The organism is Streptomyces sp. NPDC028635, assembly GCF_040637635.1.
Lineage (GTDB): Bacteria > Actinomycetota > Actinomycetes > Streptomycetales > Streptomycetaceae > Streptomyces.
Genome location: NZ_JBEZWX010000042.1, coordinates 1 through 14,206, shown reverse-complemented (window position 1 = coordinate 14,206; position 14,206 = coordinate 1). Strand labels below are relative to the sequence as shown.

Genomic DNA, 14,206 nt, shown 5'->3' with positions numbered 1-14,206 from the left:
TGCGGCGCCTTCGGCCTGCGTGCGCCGGGGCGTGGTCCCGCCCTATCCGCGCCCGGAGCGGGCCGTCACGGCCTGGCGCAGGGCGTCGCGGCAGGCGAGGACGGCGGGGTGCCTGCGGCGGACCTGGCGCACGACGGTGAAGACACGGCGCGTGCCCTGCCAGCGAAGGAGCGCCGCAAGGGCGGCCCACGCCCGCCCCGGCTGCCGGTCGCCTGAGCGCTGGCGCTGCTCCTCCACGGCGCCCTCACCCTCGCCTGGCTGAGCAGCTGTGTGGCCGCCGAACCCCCGAGCCGAGCCGGACCGCTACCGGTGCCCGCTCACGCCACGAAGGTGCGCGGCGCCTCGGCGCCGCCTCCCGCCCCGCCGCTCGCCACCAGTCGCGCCGCCGCCGCGAGCCGTGCCGCGGCCTCCTCGGCGACCGCGCCGCCGACGGTGAACGGCAGGCGGACGAACCCCTCGAAAGCGCCGTCGACGCCGAAGCGCGGCCCCGACGGGACCCGTACGCCGACCCGCTCGCCCGCCTCGGCGAGCCGCGACCCGGACAGTCCCCCGGCGCGCACCCACAGCGTGAGCCCGCCCCGGGGCACCTCGAACTCCCAGTCCGGCAGCTCCCGGCGCACCGCGGCGACCAGGGCGTCCCGGTTCTCCCGGGCCTGGGCGCGCCGCAGCCGCACGGCCTCCTGCCAGCCGCCGGTGCTGAACAGCCAGTTCACCGCCAGCTGCTCCAGGACGGGGGTGCCCAGGTCGGCGTACGCGCGGGCGGCGACCAGGGAGCGGATCACATCCGGTGCCGCGCGCACCCAGCCGATGCGCATCCCCGCCCAGAAGGCCTTGCTGGCGGAGCCGACGGTGATGACGGTCGAGCCGGCGGGGTCGAAGCCGCACACGGGCCGCGGCATGGCGCCCTCGAGGTCGTCGTCGAGCCACAGCTCGGTCATCGTCTCGTCGGCGACCAGCACGGTCCCCGCCGAGCGGGCCGCCTCCACCAGCCGCCGCCGCTGCTCCTCGTCGGCGAGCGCGCCGGTGGGGTTGTGGAAGTCGGCGACGACGTAGGCGATGCGGGGCGCGGCATCGCGCAGTACCTGCCGCCAGCGGTCCAGGTCCCAGCCGGACAGCCCCTCGGCCATCGCGACCGGCACCAGCCGCGCGCCCGCCTCCCGCATCAGCTGCAGGATGTTGGCGTACGACGGGGACTCCACGGCGATGCGCTCGCCGCGCCCGCCGAAGAGGTGACAGATGGCGTCGATGGCGCCCATCGCGCCGGTCGTCACCATGATCTGCTCGGGCATCGTCGGGATGCCGCGCGCGGTGTAGCGCTCGGCGATCATCGCCCGCAGCGCGGGCAGGCCGGCCGGGTAGTCGCCGTGCGTGTGGGCGTACGGCGCGAGCTCCTCCAGGGCGCCCTGGACGGCACGCGTCAGCCACGGTTCGGGCGCGGGCAGCGCGGCGCAGCCGAGGTCGATCATCGAGCCGAGCGCCTCGGGCGGCAGCGGTTCCAGACCCCGGGCGGGCAGTGGGTTGCCGGCCGGGACGGCGGTCCAGCTGCCGGCGCCGCGCCGGGACTCCAGGAAGCCCTCGGTGCGCAGCGCCTCGTAGGCCGCCGCCACCGTCGTACGGCTGACGGACAGGGCGAGGGCCAGCTCACGTTCGGCGGGCAGGCGGGCGGCCACCGGGACGCGGCCCTCCAGGACCAGCAGGCGGATGCCGTCGGCCAGCGCGCGATAGGCGGGGGGCCGGCGGGTGCCGGGGCCCGCCGGGCGGTCCTGCTGCGACTTGAGCAGCCGGGCGAGCTGCGCCGCGCCCACCGCAGAGGTCCACTGGGCCATCCCGATCAGTCCACCTTCCCCGAATTGGCCATGGAGAGCGTGTGCTTCCACGCCACAGGGTGTCATGTGTCAGGCCACTACCACCACCCAGGGGGCCCTCGTGTCCACACCACCACACCACCTGCCCCGGCGGCTGATCCAGCTCTACGTCGGGCTGGTCCTGTACGGCGCCAGTTCGGCGCTCCTCGTGCGCGCGGGCCTCGGTCTGGAACCGTGGGGCGTGCTGCACCAGGGCCTGGCCGAGCTGACCGGGCTGAGCATGGGCGTGGTGTCGATCGTCGTGGGCGCGGCGGTGCTGCTGCTGTGGATCCCGCTGCGTCAGCGCCCGGGCCTGGGCACCGTGTCCAACGTCTTCGTCATCGGTCTCGCCATGGACGGCACCCTCGCGGCCGTCCCGACGGCACACGCACTGGCCGTCCGCGTCCCGTTGCTGGCCGCGGCGATCGCCCTGAACGGCGTCGCGACCGGTCTGTACATCGCCGCCCGCTTCGGGCCCGGCCCGCGCGACGGGCTGATGACCGGGCTGCACCGGCGCACGGGCCGCTCGATCCGGCTGATGCGCACGGCGGTGGAGGTGGCGGTCGTGGTCACCGGGTTCGCGCTGGGCGGCACCCTGGGGGCCGGCACGCTGCTGTACGCGGTGTCCATCGGCCCGCTCGCCCAGTTCTTCCTGCGGGTGTTCGCCGTTCCGCAGGCACCGCAGGGCAGCACGGTCGTTGCCACGGGGTCACCCACTCGGGCGATACTGCGTCCGTGACGACGTCCATACGCCACCCGTATCTCGACCATCCGGGCCCGCTGGCCTTCGCTCACCGCGGAGGCGCCGCCGACGGCCTGGAGAACACCCTGGCGCAGTTCCGGCGGGCGGTGGAGGCCGGTTACCGGTACATCGAGACGGATGTGCACGCCACCAAGGACGGACGGCTCGTCGCCTTCCACGACGCCACACTGGACCGGGTGACGGACGGCGCCGGCCGGATCGCCGACCTGCCGTGGACCCAGGTGCGGCACGCGCGCGTGCAGGGCACGGAGCCGGTGCCCCTCTTCGACGAGCTGCTCGAAGCCTTTCCCGGGGTGCGCTGGAACGTGGACGTGAAGGCCGAGGCGGCGCTGCACCCCTTCCTGAACCTGATCGCCCGGACGAACGCCTGGGACCGGATCTGCCTGGGATCGTTCTCCGAGGCCCGCGTGGTGCGTGCCCAGCGCCTGGCGGGCCCGAAGCTCGCCACCTCCTACGGCACCCGGGGCGTGCTCAACCTGCGGCTGCGCTCCTGGGGCGTGCCCGCCGCGCTGCGCCGCTCGGCGGTGGCCGCGCAGGTGCCGGAGGTGCAGTCGGGCATCCAGGTGGTGGACCGGCGCTTCATCCGCTTCGCCCACGCCCACGGGCTGCAGGTGCACGTGTGGACGGTCAACGAACCCGAGCGCATGCACCGGCTCCTGGACCTGGGAGTCGATGGCATCATGACCGATCACATCGACACACTGCGCAAGGTCATGGAGGAACGCGGCGTCTGGGTCTGACCGACCGGCGCCCGCCCGGGCGGCGCGCTCTACCTTCGGCGGGGAAGCGAGGGCACGGGTGGACATCGACACCGTGCGCAGGGCGGGGGCGGACGACGCCGCGGACCGCGGGCGCGAACAGCGCGGCTGGTACTTCTACGACTGGGCGTGCTCCGTCTACTCGACGAGCGTGCTCACCGTGTTCCTGGGCCCGTATCTGACGTCGGTCGCGAAGTCGGCCGCCGACGCGGACGGGTACGTGCATCCGCTGGGCGTCCCGGTGCGGGCCGGCTCCTTCTTCGCCTACGCGGTGTCCCTCTCGGTGATCGTGGCGGTGCTGGTGATGCCGCTGGTGGGGGCGGCCGCCGACCGCACCGGCCGCAAGAAGCCGCTGCTGGCGGCGGCCGCGTACGTGGGAGCGGCGGCGACGACGGGGATGTTCTTCCTCTCCGGCGACCGCTATCTGCTCGGCGGCGTGCTCCTGGTGGTGGCGAACGCGGCCCAGTCCGTCGGGATGATGCTGTACAACTCCTACCTGCCGCAGATCGCCGGGCCCGAGGAACGCGACGCGGTCTCCTCCCGGGGCTGGGCCTTCGGGTACGCGGCCGGCTCGCTGGTGCTGATCGGCAACCTGGTCCTCTACTCCGCCCACGACAGCTTCGGCGTCTCGCAGACCATGGCCGTGCGGATCTGCCTGGCCTCGGCCGGGCTGTGGTGGGGCGCCTTCACGCTGGTCCCGCTCGCACGGCTGCGCGACCGCCGTTCCGCGCGGCGCGAGGCCGCCCTGCCGGGAATGCGGCAGCTCGCGGCGACGGTCCGCGACATGCGCCGCCACCCGCTCACCGTGGCCTTCCTGCTCGCCTACCTCGTCTACAACGACGGCATCCAGACGGTGATCTCCCAGGCGTCGGTGTACGGCTCGGAGGAACTGGGCCTCGGCCAGTCGACACTGATCACGGCGGTGCTCCTGGTCCAGGTGCTCGCGGTGGCGGGCGCACTGGCGATGGGCCGGCTGGCCCGGTTCTACGGCGCGAAGCGGACCATCCTCGGTTCGCTGATCGCCTGGACGGTCACCCTCGGCGCGGGCTACTTCCTGCCCGCGAAGGCGCCGGTGTTCTTCTTCGTGCTGGCGGCCGGGATCGGTCTGGTCCTCGGCGGCAGCCAGGCGCTCTCCCGCTCCCTGTTCTCCCACCTGGTGCCGCCCGGCAAGGAGGCCGAGTACTTCTCGGCGTACGAGCTGAGCGACCGCGGGATGAGCTGGCTGGGCCCGCTGCTGTTCGGCGTCACCTACCAGCTGACCGGCAGCTACCGGTCCGCGATCCTCTCGCTGGTGGCGTTCTTCGCGATCGGTTTCGTGCTCCTCGCGCGCGTGCCGGTGCGGCGCGCGATCGGCGACGCGGGCAATCCCGTTCCCGAGAAGATTTAGCACTCGGGGTGAAAGGGCGGTAGTGTACGCGTTTGGCCTGCCAGGCGTACCGTTACTGCGCGTCAAAGGCGACGAGGCGCTAGGTGACATCTCCGATCAGACGTGACAAACCGGGCGTCGGTGGGTACTGCACTGGTTGACAAGGCTGCGGCACGACGGCGACGCATGACCCGGAACGGGACATCGGGACGGGAATCTTTACCGCCGACCGGACGTTGACCGGATGACGACGACAGCGACACCTGTCCTGTGGGCGACAAGCCCGGGAGGCACGATTCATGAGTGAGCGAGCTCTTCGCGGCACGCGCCTCGTGGTGACCAGCTACGAGACGGACCGCGGCATCGACCTGGCCCCGCGCCAGGCCGTGGAGTACGCATGCGAGAAGGGGCATCGATTCGAGATGCCCTTCTCGGTCGAGGCGGAGATCCCGCCGGAGTGGGAGTGCAAGGTCTGTGGAGCCCAGGCACTCCTCGTGGATGGCGACGGCCCTGAGGAGAAGAAGGCCAAGCCCGCGCGTACGCATTGGGACATGCTGATGGAGCGGCGGACCCGAGAGGAACTCGAAGAGGTCCTCGAGGAGCGGCTCGCCGTTCTGCGCTCCGGTGCGATGAACCTCGCGGTTCATCCCCGGGACAGCCGCAAGTCCGCGTAGTCCCTGCGGGGCTCGGACCGGTTCACAGCGCGCGTTACTGACCGCGGGCGCCGTACGTTTCGACGTACGGCGCCCGCGGTCTGTCGTATCTGTCGTGCTGGGGTCCGCCGGAGCCCATGCCCCCTCGGGGCTCAGCGGGTCAGCGGCGGGCGGCCCTCCTGCGGGGTGTCGCCCGGCTCGTCGTGCTGGATGACCTCGCCCTGGACGACCTTGCCGTCCGGGCGGTGGATGCGGGCCTGCTGGAGGACGTCACCGAAGCCGCCCGCGCCCGCCGCGCGCAGGGTGCGGTCCACGGTGCGCTCGGTGTAGCGCCCTACGGCCTTCTGGACCGGCGGGAGGAGCAGGAGCAGGCCCACCGCGTCCGAGAGCAGCCCCGGGATCATCAGCAGCAGGCCGGCCAGCATGAGGAAGCCGTTGCCGCCGCGCTGCGCCGGGGAGCCGCCCCGCTGCAGCGCCTCGTTGAGGTTCTGGAAGGCCCGCCGGCCCGCCCGCTTGACCACCGCGGCACCGGCCACGACGCCGGCGAGTAGCAGCAGGAAGACCACGAACCCGTTCGACGCGCCGGCGACGACGGTCAGCAGCCAGATCTCCAGCACCAGCCATGCCGCGATCCCCAGCGGCAGGGCGGTGCGCAGCCGCGAGCGGCGGGTCCGGCCGGAGAGGCGGGAGGAGGAAGAGGTCGGAGCGCCAGTCGTCATGTCTCCAGTGTGCCTGGCCCCGGCTCAGCTCCGGATAAGAGCCTGATCAGGCGTTCCCGCCCGCAGGCGGCTCACCCTTCGTCGGCTCGTCCGCCGCCTGCGCCCCCGGCGTCCGCTCCCCCGGCGCAGCCGCCGACGGCTTGTGCGGCTCGCCCGCCGACGGCCTGGCCGGCTTGGCCTTCCCCGTGAGCTTCCCGACGCGCTCCCCGACGCCCCACGCCGTGACCCGCCACAGCGCCTCGACGAGGATGTCGCGGCTCATCTTGGAGTCGCCCAGTTCCCGCTCGACGAAGGTGATGGGCACCTCGACGACGTGGTAGCCGGCCTTGACCGCGCGGCGCGCCAGGTCGACCTGGAAGCAGTAGCCCTGGGAGGCCACCTCGTCCAGCCCCAGGCCCTCCAGGGTCTCCCGGCGGAAGGCCCGGTACCCGCCGGTGATGTCCCGCAGCGGAAGGTCGAGCGCCAGCCGCGAGTAGAGGCTGCCGCCGCGGGAGATGACCTCACGCGACTTCGGCCAGTTGACCACGCGGCCCCCGGGCACCCAGCGCGAGCCGAGGACCAGGTCGGCGCTCTTGAGGGCGGTGAGCAGGCGGGGCAGCTCCTCGGGCTGGTGGGAGCCGTCGGCGTCCATCTCGACCAGCACGCCGTAGCCGTGCTCCAGCCCCCAGCGGAAGCCCGCCAGGTAGGCGGCGCCGAGGCCCTCCTTGCCCTTGCGGTGCAGCACGTGCACGTGCTCGTCCTCGACGGTCAGCTCGTCCGCCAGCTTGCCGGTGCCGTCCGGGCTGTTGTCGTCGGCCACGAGAACGTGCGCCTCGGGAACCGCCTGCCGCACCCGGCCGACGATGCTCTTGATGTTCTCCGCCTCGTTGTAGGTCGGAATGATCACCAAGGCCGTGCCGAGCGGACCGAACTTCCTCCCTTGGGCCTTCGCCTCGAAAGTCCCGTCGCCGTCGTTCACTGCTGCCCCTTCATGTCCGTACGCAGAGGACCACCATAGTGGCCGCGGCCTGCGATGACGTGACAGGACGTTCGTATGGTGGTGTCCAAAGGGGAAACTCGGGGTAGGAGTGACGGTTTTGGGACCCTTCGCACGCGCGCGTGCGGCGGATGGGGGCCCGGCGCCCTTCGGGCCGACCTGGGACCCGCTGGCTGCGGATCGACCGAAAGCCGTTGTCTACTGAGCGCCCGGGCCCCACCCGGGTCACACCTCCCCGGCGCGGCCAAAACGTTCCCTCGCCTGCGCTGCGCTGAGCCTGGCTCCCAGTGGCGGTGCCCCGATCCGGGGGCACCGACCCTGACCCAGCGGCGCTGCGACGCGTGGACGTTTCCCGCACCGGGCGTCCGGTGGTGGACTCCGCCGAACCTATCGGCCCCGGGGCGCCGCCTGTCAACAGCCGTTCGACCTGCGGTGACGCCGTCAACGCGCAGGTCAGCCCGGCGACGGCGGCGGCGGGGCGGTCGGCACCGGTCCGCCGCCCGGCCGCCGTAGATCACTCGCCCGGCCGTACGTACACCGTGCGGCCGCCGACCACCGTCCGCAGGCAGACGGGCAGGTCGTGGCCGGGGGTGAGGTCGGGCAGGCCGGGGGTGCCCGAGCGCGGGTCGGTGGACCAGCGGGCGACCCGGTCGTCGGGGGCCTGGACGACGAGGGCGTCGGTGCGCCACACGGCGTAGTCGGCGGGGGCGCCCGGCACCAGGACGCCCGCGTCGTCGCGTCCGACCGCCCGCCAGCCGCCGCGCGTATGGGCCGTGAAGGCGGCGCGGACGGAGATGCGGTGCTCCGGGGTGCGGTGGAAGGCGGCCGCGCGGACCGTGCCCCACGGGTCCAGCGGGGTGACCGGGCTGTCGGAGCCGAAGGCCAGCGGGACGCCGGTGCGCAGCAGGGCCGCGAAGGGGTTGAGCGTCCGTGCCCGCTCCACACCCAGCCGCTGGGCGTACATGCCGTCCTCACCGCCCCACAGCGCGTCGAAGGCCGGCTGCACGGAGGCCGTCAGGCCCAGCTCGGCGAAGGCGGCGACGGACTCAGGGGTGAGCATCTCGGCGTGTTCGACGCGGTGGCGCGCGGCCCGCACCCGGGCCAGGCCGACCTTCTCCGCGGCGGCGCGCACCCCCTCGACCACGGCGGTCACGGCGGCATCGCCGATGGCGTGGAAGCCCGCCTGGAGGCCCGCCTCGGTGCAGGCGACGACATGGGCGGCGACCGCGTCGGCGTCGAGGTGGGCGGTGCCCGTGTGGGCGGCGTCGGCGTACGCCTCGTGCAGGCAGGCGGTGTGCGAGCCGAGGGCGCCGTCGACGAAGAGGTCCCCGGCGGCGCCGAGCGCGCCCAGCTCCCGCGCCTTGGCGACGTCCGCCTCGGCCCAGTAGCCCACGACCCGCGGCCCCGGCTCCTCGGCCGCCAGCCGGAGCAGACCGGTGAAGTCGTCCTCGGAGGAGATCTCAGGACCGCCGCACTCGTGGACGGAACCGATGCCGAGGGACGCGGCACGCGTCAGGGCCGCGCGCTGGGCCTCGGCACGCTGCCCTGGCGTGATCGCGCCGAGGGCGGTGGCACGCACGGCGTGGTGGGCGTCGCCGGTCAGCGGCCCGTCCAGGACGCCGAGGCCGGGGGTGAGCTCCAGCAGGGCGGTGGTGACGACCGCGGAGTGGACGTCGATGCGCGACAGGTACAGCGGCCGCCCGCCCGTCGCCTCGTCCAACTCCGCGCGCGTGGGCGGGCGGCCGTCGGCCCAGCGGGCGGCGTCCCAGCCGTGCCCGAGCAGCACCCGGTCGTGCGGCCGGGCGGCGGCGAACTCCCGCACGGCGGCCAGTGCGGCCCCCAGCGAGGGCGCGCCGGACAGGTCGAGGCCGGTGAGGGCCAGGCCGGTGGCGGTGGTGTGCACGTGCGCGTCGCTGAACGCGGGGGTGACCAGGGCACCGTCGAGGTCGATCACCTCGTCGACACCGTCGGCGAAGGCGTCGGCCGCGCCCTCGGAGCCCACCCAGGCGACCTGGCCGCGTTCGACGACCATGGCGGTGGCGAAGGGGTCGGCGGGGCTGTGGACCTCGCCACGGCGGAGCAGGACGGTCTGCGGCTCGGGGGTGCGCTCACTCATGGAGAACAGTCTCCCGCCTGGCCCGGACCGTTCCGCACCCAGGTGGGGTCAGATACGCGGCGGCCGCGCCTCGTACGGCGTGGACAGCACCACCGTGGTGCGGGTGGACACGCCGGCCAGCGAGCGGACCCGGGCGAGCAGCTCCTCCAGCTCGTGCGGGGTCGCCACGCGCACCTTGAGGATGTAGTTCTCGTCACCGGCGACGCTGTGGCAGGCCTCGATCTCGGGGACGCCGGCGAGCCGGTCGGCGATGTCGTCGGGCGCGCTGGGGTCGAACGGTTTGACCGAGATGAACGCGGTCATCGGCAGCCCGACGGCCTCCGGGTCGACGACGGCCGCGTAGCCGCGGATGACGCCACGCTGCTCGAGCCGGCGCACCCGCTGGTGCACGGCTGACGTGGACAGGCCCGTGGCCTTGCCCAGGTCCGTGTAGCTCATCCGCCCGTCCTTGACGAGCAGCTGCACGATCTGACGGTCCAGCTCCTCCATGACGCAGAAACCTACAGGGCGGGTGATCTCCTCGGATACCTCCCAAGCCCAGGTCATACCCGGTTCGTGACCTGGCGGCCGGCCCTCCGTGCGCCATCCGGGCGGCGCGCGGTCCGCTTCCGGTCACACACCCGGGGCATGTGACGAACGCCACAGCCTTCGAACGGTCTCCGTGATGGTCTCGTGATTACCCCCGAGGACGGGCGGGAAGTGCTTGCTGTGGTCGAGGCCGCAGCGCCTTCACGGCCCAGCCCGAGGGGGAGAATCCCATGCAGAGTCTTAAGCGCCCTGGTCGCTCCGTGCCCAAGCGGCAGCAGCTCGTCGTCGAGCCCGAGCCGGAGGGCGTCGAACCCGACGCCTTCGACGACGGTGACGAGTTCGACGCCTACGACACTTTCGAGATGTACCGGGTGATCTGCCCGGACTGCGCGCAGCCGATCGCCCTGCTGGCGGACGAGGAGATCCTGCCGGAGCACGCGCTGTGCGCCTCGCCGTGGAACCCGTTCGGGCTCACGGTGTGTGCCGGTACGGGCCGCAGCGCGTCCGACGCCCGGCCCGCGGACGAGTCGTTCGCGCCCCAGGAGCAGGACACGGCCCTGCTGTTGACGCTCCCTCAGGGCCTCGACTGGCGGACGCAGCCCTTCTCGCACGTCGGCGGCCCGGGCTCGCGCCCGATGCGGGTGCCGACGATGCGGCGCGCCGCCTGACTTCACGCCTGACCGACTTGCGCCACGGCCGTCAGGACGCCGTGGCGCGGGTCGGTGTGCGGTGCCGTGAGGTTCCGGATGCTCGTCCGGCGGTTCTCGTGGCAGGCGGTGACTGGCCGGTCAACCTGCTTACTTTGACCGCACATTGACGGTCCTTCAGGTAATTCCGGGCGGCCCCGGAGCGGCGGCGTCCGCGCGCGAACGCACGCCCGATTCCGCGGGCCGGTGACCTCGCGGACCGCCGCCGCGTTGCCCGGGTATGACCCGCACGTATGCGACGACCGGACATGAGCGGCGCCTCTTCGTGCCGCCGCCCGCAGAATCGGTTCCTCTTGCGCCGCCGCAGCATCCGGACCCGCCCATCTACCGCGCGGTGCTGCGGGTGTGGGCGGAGGGCGGCCGTACCCTGCCGGGCCGCCACGACCCGGAGTGGGCCCGGCTGGCGGCCCCACCGGTCCGACCGGGCCAGTTCGGCGGCTTCCGCGGCGGCCTGGGCGACCCGGGCTGAGCGAGCAACGGGCGCCGGTGGAGCGGGGATCGAGCCGGACTCGAGACCTCGCCCCGCCGGGGCGCCGGGGGCTCGCGCTCCCGTCGAACCAGGGGGCCCAGCGGGCCGGGGTGCGCACCGAACCTGCGGGCCGGCCCGACCCGTTGGAGCCGGAGCGACAGGCACGCGGCCGTCTCCGAGCCGGGTCCGTCCGGCCACGTGGTCGTCTCCGAAACGGGTCCGGCAGGCCGCCTGGCCGCAGCGAACCCGCAGCCGGCTCGCAAGCCCCTGGCCGTACCGAACCCGAAGCCGGACCCGCAGGCCTCGGCCCGCGCCGGACCCGCAGGCCTCGGCCCGCACCGAAAGGGACCCGGCAGGCCGCGCGGCCCTCCGAACGCGGAACCTGCCTGGCTGGCCGCGCGGCCCTCACTGAACGCGGAACCGGCCTGACCGGCCACACGGCCCCCACTGCTCAGGACCCCGGCAGGCCACGCGGCTCACATCCGGCTCAGGATGCGCCAGGCCACGCGCCGCACCGACCCGTACCGGGCCTGGCAGGTTTGGCAGACCCCGCGCCGCACCCAACCCGTAGCCGGTCCTCGCAGGCCACGCGGCCCGCACCCGGCCCCGGCGCGCCGCCCCGGCAGGCCGCGCGGCCCCCGCCCGGCCCCAGCGGGCCGCCCCCACGGGCCACTCGGCCCGGCCCTGGCGAACCGTGCCGAGCCGCCCCCGTCGAACCGTCGCTCAGCGGGTCTCGGGGCCCGCGAGGTGGCGGGCGATGACCATGCGCTGGATCTGGTTCGTGCCCTCGACGATCTGCAGCACCTTGGCCTCGCGCATGAACCGCTCGGCCGGGAAGTCGGCGGTGTAGCCGTAACCGCCGAGGATCTGGACGGCGTCGGTGGTGACCTTCATCGCCGCGTCGGTGCAGTGCAGCTTGGCCATGGCCGCCTGCTTGGCGAACGGCCGGCCGGCGTCCTTCAGCCGGGCCGCCGTCAGGTACAGGGCCCGGCCGGCCTCGATCTGGGTCGCCATGTCGGCCAGCATGAAGCGCAGGCCCTGGAAGTCGGCGATCGGCTTGCCGAACTGCCGCCGCTCGGTCGCGTACGTCACCGCCTCGTCGAGCGCCGCCTGGGCCACGCCGATGGCGCAGGCCGCGATGCCGAGCCGACCGGAGTCCAGGGCGGCCAGGGCGATGGTGAAGCCCTGGCCCTCCTCTCCGATGCGCCGGTCGTCGCCGACGCGGACGCCGTCGAAGTGGACCTGGGCGGTGGGCGAGCCCTTCATGCCCATCTTCTTCTCGGGCGCCGCGGCGCTCAGCCCCTCCGCGTCACCCGGCACCAGGAAGGCCGTGATCCCCCGCGGGCCGTCCTCGCCGGTGCGGGCCATGACGGTGTAGAAGTCGGCGACCCCGCCGTGCGTGATCCAGGCCTTGGTGCCGGTGATCACCCAGCCGTCGCCGTCACGGACGGCCTTGGTGCGCAGGGAGGCCGCGTCGGAGCCGGAGGCCGGCTCGGACAGGCAGTAGGCGCCGAGCAGTCCGCCGCCGAGCATCGCGGGCAGGTGCTCGACCTGCTGCTGCTTGCTGCCGAAGGCCGCGAGGGCGTGGCAGGCGAGGGTGTGCACGCTGACGCCGAGGCCGACGGTGAGGCGGGCCGTGGCCAGCTCCTCCAGCACCTGGAGGTAGACCTCGTACGGCTGGTCGCCGCCGCCGTACTCGGAGTCGTAGGGCAGGCCGAGCAGGCCGGAGTCGGAGAGCAGGGAGAAGACCTCGCGGGGGAAGCGTCCGGCGTCCTCCTCCTCGGCCGCCTTCGGGGCGATCTCGCGCTGCGCTATGTCACGGACGAGCGAGATCAAATCCCGGGACTCCTCCGTGGGCAGCAGACGGTCCACCGGCTGCGGGGCGCGGTCGGGCATGGCGACGCTCTCCTCCCTGTCGGGCACGTCGGCGGACGTGCGCCCGGGGTGGGGGCGGCTCCGCCGGGTCTTCCTGGTGCCGGTCGGGGCGGGCGTTTCCGGGTCTCGGAACACTGCTGACCAGCGGCTGTGCGCTGTGAGTATGCCCGATCCGAGGGGTCGCGTCACCAGTTAACGACCGCTTACTTCAAGAAAAGTCCCGGACCCTTCCGCCGGGCCGGGGATCGGGGCCGGATCCGCCTTGCGCGGGGCCGGGGATCGGGGCCGGATCCGCGCGGATCCGCGCCGGCGTCAGCCCTCGCGGCGGGCGGGCGCGGGGGCCGGGCAGGCCGGCTCGATCTCCTCGACGGCGCGCAGGACGCCGCCCAGCGTCTTCACCAGCAGCTCGCGCATCGTGTCCCGGGACAGCTCGGGGCGGTCGACCCAGTCGAGTGTGGCGCCCTCGACCCCGCACACCCAGGACAGCAGGCCCATGCGGGCGGGCGGGGTCAGGTCGGTGCGGCCGTAGGCGCCCTCGGCGATGGTGAGGATGATCGCCTCGCGCACCGAGTCACGTATGGCGTGCACCTCGGTGTCGAAGCCGACGCCGCCGCTGACGATGGTGCGGTAGGCGGCCTGGTTCTGCTCGGCGTAGCGCAGGTAGCCGTCGATGGTGCGGTGCACACGGTCCACGGCGGGCAGGTCCGCGCCGCTCGCGGCGAAGGCGACCAGGTCGGCGACCGCGTCCTGGACGATGGCCAGGTAGTAGCCGCGCTTGGACCGGAAGTAGTAGTAGATCAGCCCCTTGGCGACATGGGCCTGGCGGGCGATGTCGTCCATCGACAGGGCGTCGTAGGAGGTGTCGGCGAACAGCCGGCGCCCGATGGCGATCAGTTCGGCGCGACGCGCCAGCGAGCGCTCCGTGCCGCGGGGTCCCGCGACGGCGACGGCAGCGGGCTGGTGACTGAGGTTCAAGGTCGACCCTGGGTTCCTGCGGGCGGCGGACATGCCGCAGTATGGCAGGTCGGGTATGCCTCAGATCACAGCTGTCCGAGCCGCGAGAACCCCGCGCGCGAAAGGCTGTTCAGAGCAGTCCGAGCTGGGTGACGAGCATCGCGAGCACCACGACGAGCACCCAGCCCATCGCGTGCTCCAGGATCGTCGGGCCGTCGTCGCGGGGGCCGCCGGTGCGTGCGCGGAGGGCGGTGGCCGTGTGTGCGGTCATGGCGTCGTCTCACTGTGGTCGTCCGTGCGGGGCAGTCCCCCGCCGATCGTCCACCATGCCACCCGCGGCGCCTGTTGTGGCGGAGAGGTTGGTCACAGCCCCCGCCGGGAGACGGCCGCCCGGCGGCTCCCCGCGGGCGGCCGGCGCCGCCCCGGGGCCGCCGGGCGGGGGCGGAGCGCGCCCCCGCCCCCCCCCGCGCGGGGGGCG

General features: G+C 73.7%; 15 protein-coding genes. 6 read left to right on the top strand and 9 right to left on the bottom strand.

Features of this window, described 5'->3' with window-relative positions; translation table 11 throughout:
- Positions 1–42: 42 nt before the first annotated feature.
- A complete protein-coding gene (locus tag AB0E88_RS30425; RefSeq protein ID WP_361637308.1) occupies positions 43–237 on the bottom strand; it encodes a hypothetical protein in 195 nt (64 codons plus the stop codon).
- Between the two features lie 80 nt (positions 238–317).
- Positions 318–1,826, bottom strand: coding sequence for a PLP-dependent aminotransferase family protein (locus tag AB0E88_RS30420; RefSeq protein ID WP_361637305.1), 1,509 nt, complete (start codon positions 1,824–1,826; stop codon positions 318–320).
- Positions 1,827–1,890: 64 nt separating this feature from the next.
- On the opposite strand from AB0E88_RS30420, the gene AB0E88_RS30415 reads away from it, so the two are divergent.
- From AB0E88_RS30415 to AB0E88_RS30400, 4 genes are all read left to right on the top strand, one after another.
- Positions 1,891–2,583: a hypothetical protein gene (locus tag AB0E88_RS30415; RefSeq protein ID WP_361637302.1), complete on the top strand. Its 693-nt coding sequence runs from the start codon at positions 1,891–1,893 to the stop codon at positions 2,581–2,583.
- Complete coding sequence (locus tag AB0E88_RS30410) at positions 2,580–3,347, top strand: glycerophosphodiester phosphodiesterase (RefSeq protein WP_361637299.1); 768 nt, start codon at positions 2,580–2,582, stop codon at positions 3,345–3,347. Before AB0E88_RS30415 ends, AB0E88_RS30410 begins: the two co-directional genes overlap by 4 nt.
- 58 nt (positions 3,348–3,405) lie before the next feature.
- Positions 3,406–4,752, top strand: a complete 1,347-nt coding sequence (locus tag AB0E88_RS30405) for an MFS transporter (protein ID WP_361637296.1) — start codon at positions 3,406–3,408, stop codon at positions 4,750–4,752.
- Positions 4,753–5,030: 278 nt separating this feature from the next.
- The gene (locus tag AB0E88_RS30400; RefSeq protein ID WP_010357981.1) at positions 5,031–5,405 is read left to right on the top strand and encodes an RNA polymerase-binding protein RbpA; all 375 of its coding nucleotides are present in this window, start codon (positions 5,031–5,033) and stop codon (positions 5,403–5,405) included.
- 131 nt (positions 5,406–5,536) lie between these two features.
- On the opposite strand, the gene fxsA is transcribed toward AB0E88_RS30400, so the two are convergent.
- From fxsA to AB0E88_RS30380, 4 genes are all read right to left on the bottom strand, one after another.
- Positions 5,537–6,103 (bottom strand): FxsA family membrane protein, encoded by a 567-nt coding sequence (gene fxsA / locus AB0E88_RS30395; RefSeq protein WP_361637293.1) that lies wholly within the window; start codon positions 6,101–6,103, stop codon positions 5,537–5,539.
- 46 nt (positions 6,104–6,149) lie between these two features.
- The gene (locus AB0E88_RS30390) at positions 6,150–7,061 is read right to left on the bottom strand and encodes a polyprenol monophosphomannose synthase (protein WP_361637290.1); all 912 of its coding nucleotides are present in this window, start codon (positions 7,059–7,061) and stop codon (positions 6,150–6,152) included.
- 532 nt (positions 7,062–7,593) lie between these two features.
- A complete protein-coding gene (locus tag AB0E88_RS30385; protein WP_361637287.1) occupies positions 7,594–9,195 on the bottom strand; it encodes an amidohydrolase in 1,602 nt (533 codons plus the stop codon).
- 48 nt (positions 9,196–9,243) lie between these two features.
- On the bottom strand, positions 9,244–9,684 hold the full coding sequence (locus AB0E88_RS30380) for an Lrp/AsnC family transcriptional regulator (protein ID WP_006136660.1): 441 nt from the start codon (positions 9,682–9,684) through the stop codon (positions 9,244–9,246).
- 269 nt (positions 9,685–9,953) lie between these two features.
- Here AB0E88_RS30380 and AB0E88_RS30375 point away from each other — a divergent pair, with 269 nt between their 5' ends.
- Entirely contained in the window at positions 9,954–10,391 is a 438-nt protein-coding gene (locus AB0E88_RS30375; protein ID WP_361637285.1) for a hypothetical protein, read from the top strand.
- A 259-nt stretch (positions 10,392–10,650) separates the two neighbouring features.
- Positions 10,651–10,899, top strand: coding sequence for a hypothetical protein (locus tag AB0E88_RS30370; RefSeq protein WP_361637282.1), 249 nt, complete (start codon positions 10,651–10,653; stop codon positions 10,897–10,899).
- Positions 10,900–11,622: 723 nt separating this feature from the next.
- On the opposite strand, the gene AB0E88_RS30365 is transcribed toward AB0E88_RS30370, so the two are convergent.
- The 3 genes from AB0E88_RS30365 to AB0E88_RS30355 form a co-directional block, all read right to left on the bottom strand.
- Entirely contained in the window at positions 11,623–12,795 is a 1,173-nt protein-coding gene (locus AB0E88_RS30365) for an acyl-CoA dehydrogenase family protein (RefSeq protein ID WP_361637279.1), read from the bottom strand.
- 291 nt (positions 12,796–13,086) lie between these two features.
- Positions 13,087–13,749 (bottom strand): TetR/AcrR family transcriptional regulator, encoded by a 663-nt coding sequence (locus tag AB0E88_RS30360; RefSeq protein ID WP_361637277.1) that lies wholly within the window; start codon positions 13,747–13,749, stop codon positions 13,087–13,089.
- Positions 13,750–13,858: 109 nt separating this feature from the next.
- A complete protein-coding gene (locus AB0E88_RS30355) occupies positions 13,859–13,999 on the bottom strand; it encodes an SCO1431 family membrane protein (RefSeq protein ID WP_361637275.1) in 141 nt (46 codons plus the stop codon).
- Positions 14,000–14,206 lie beyond the last annotated feature (207 nt).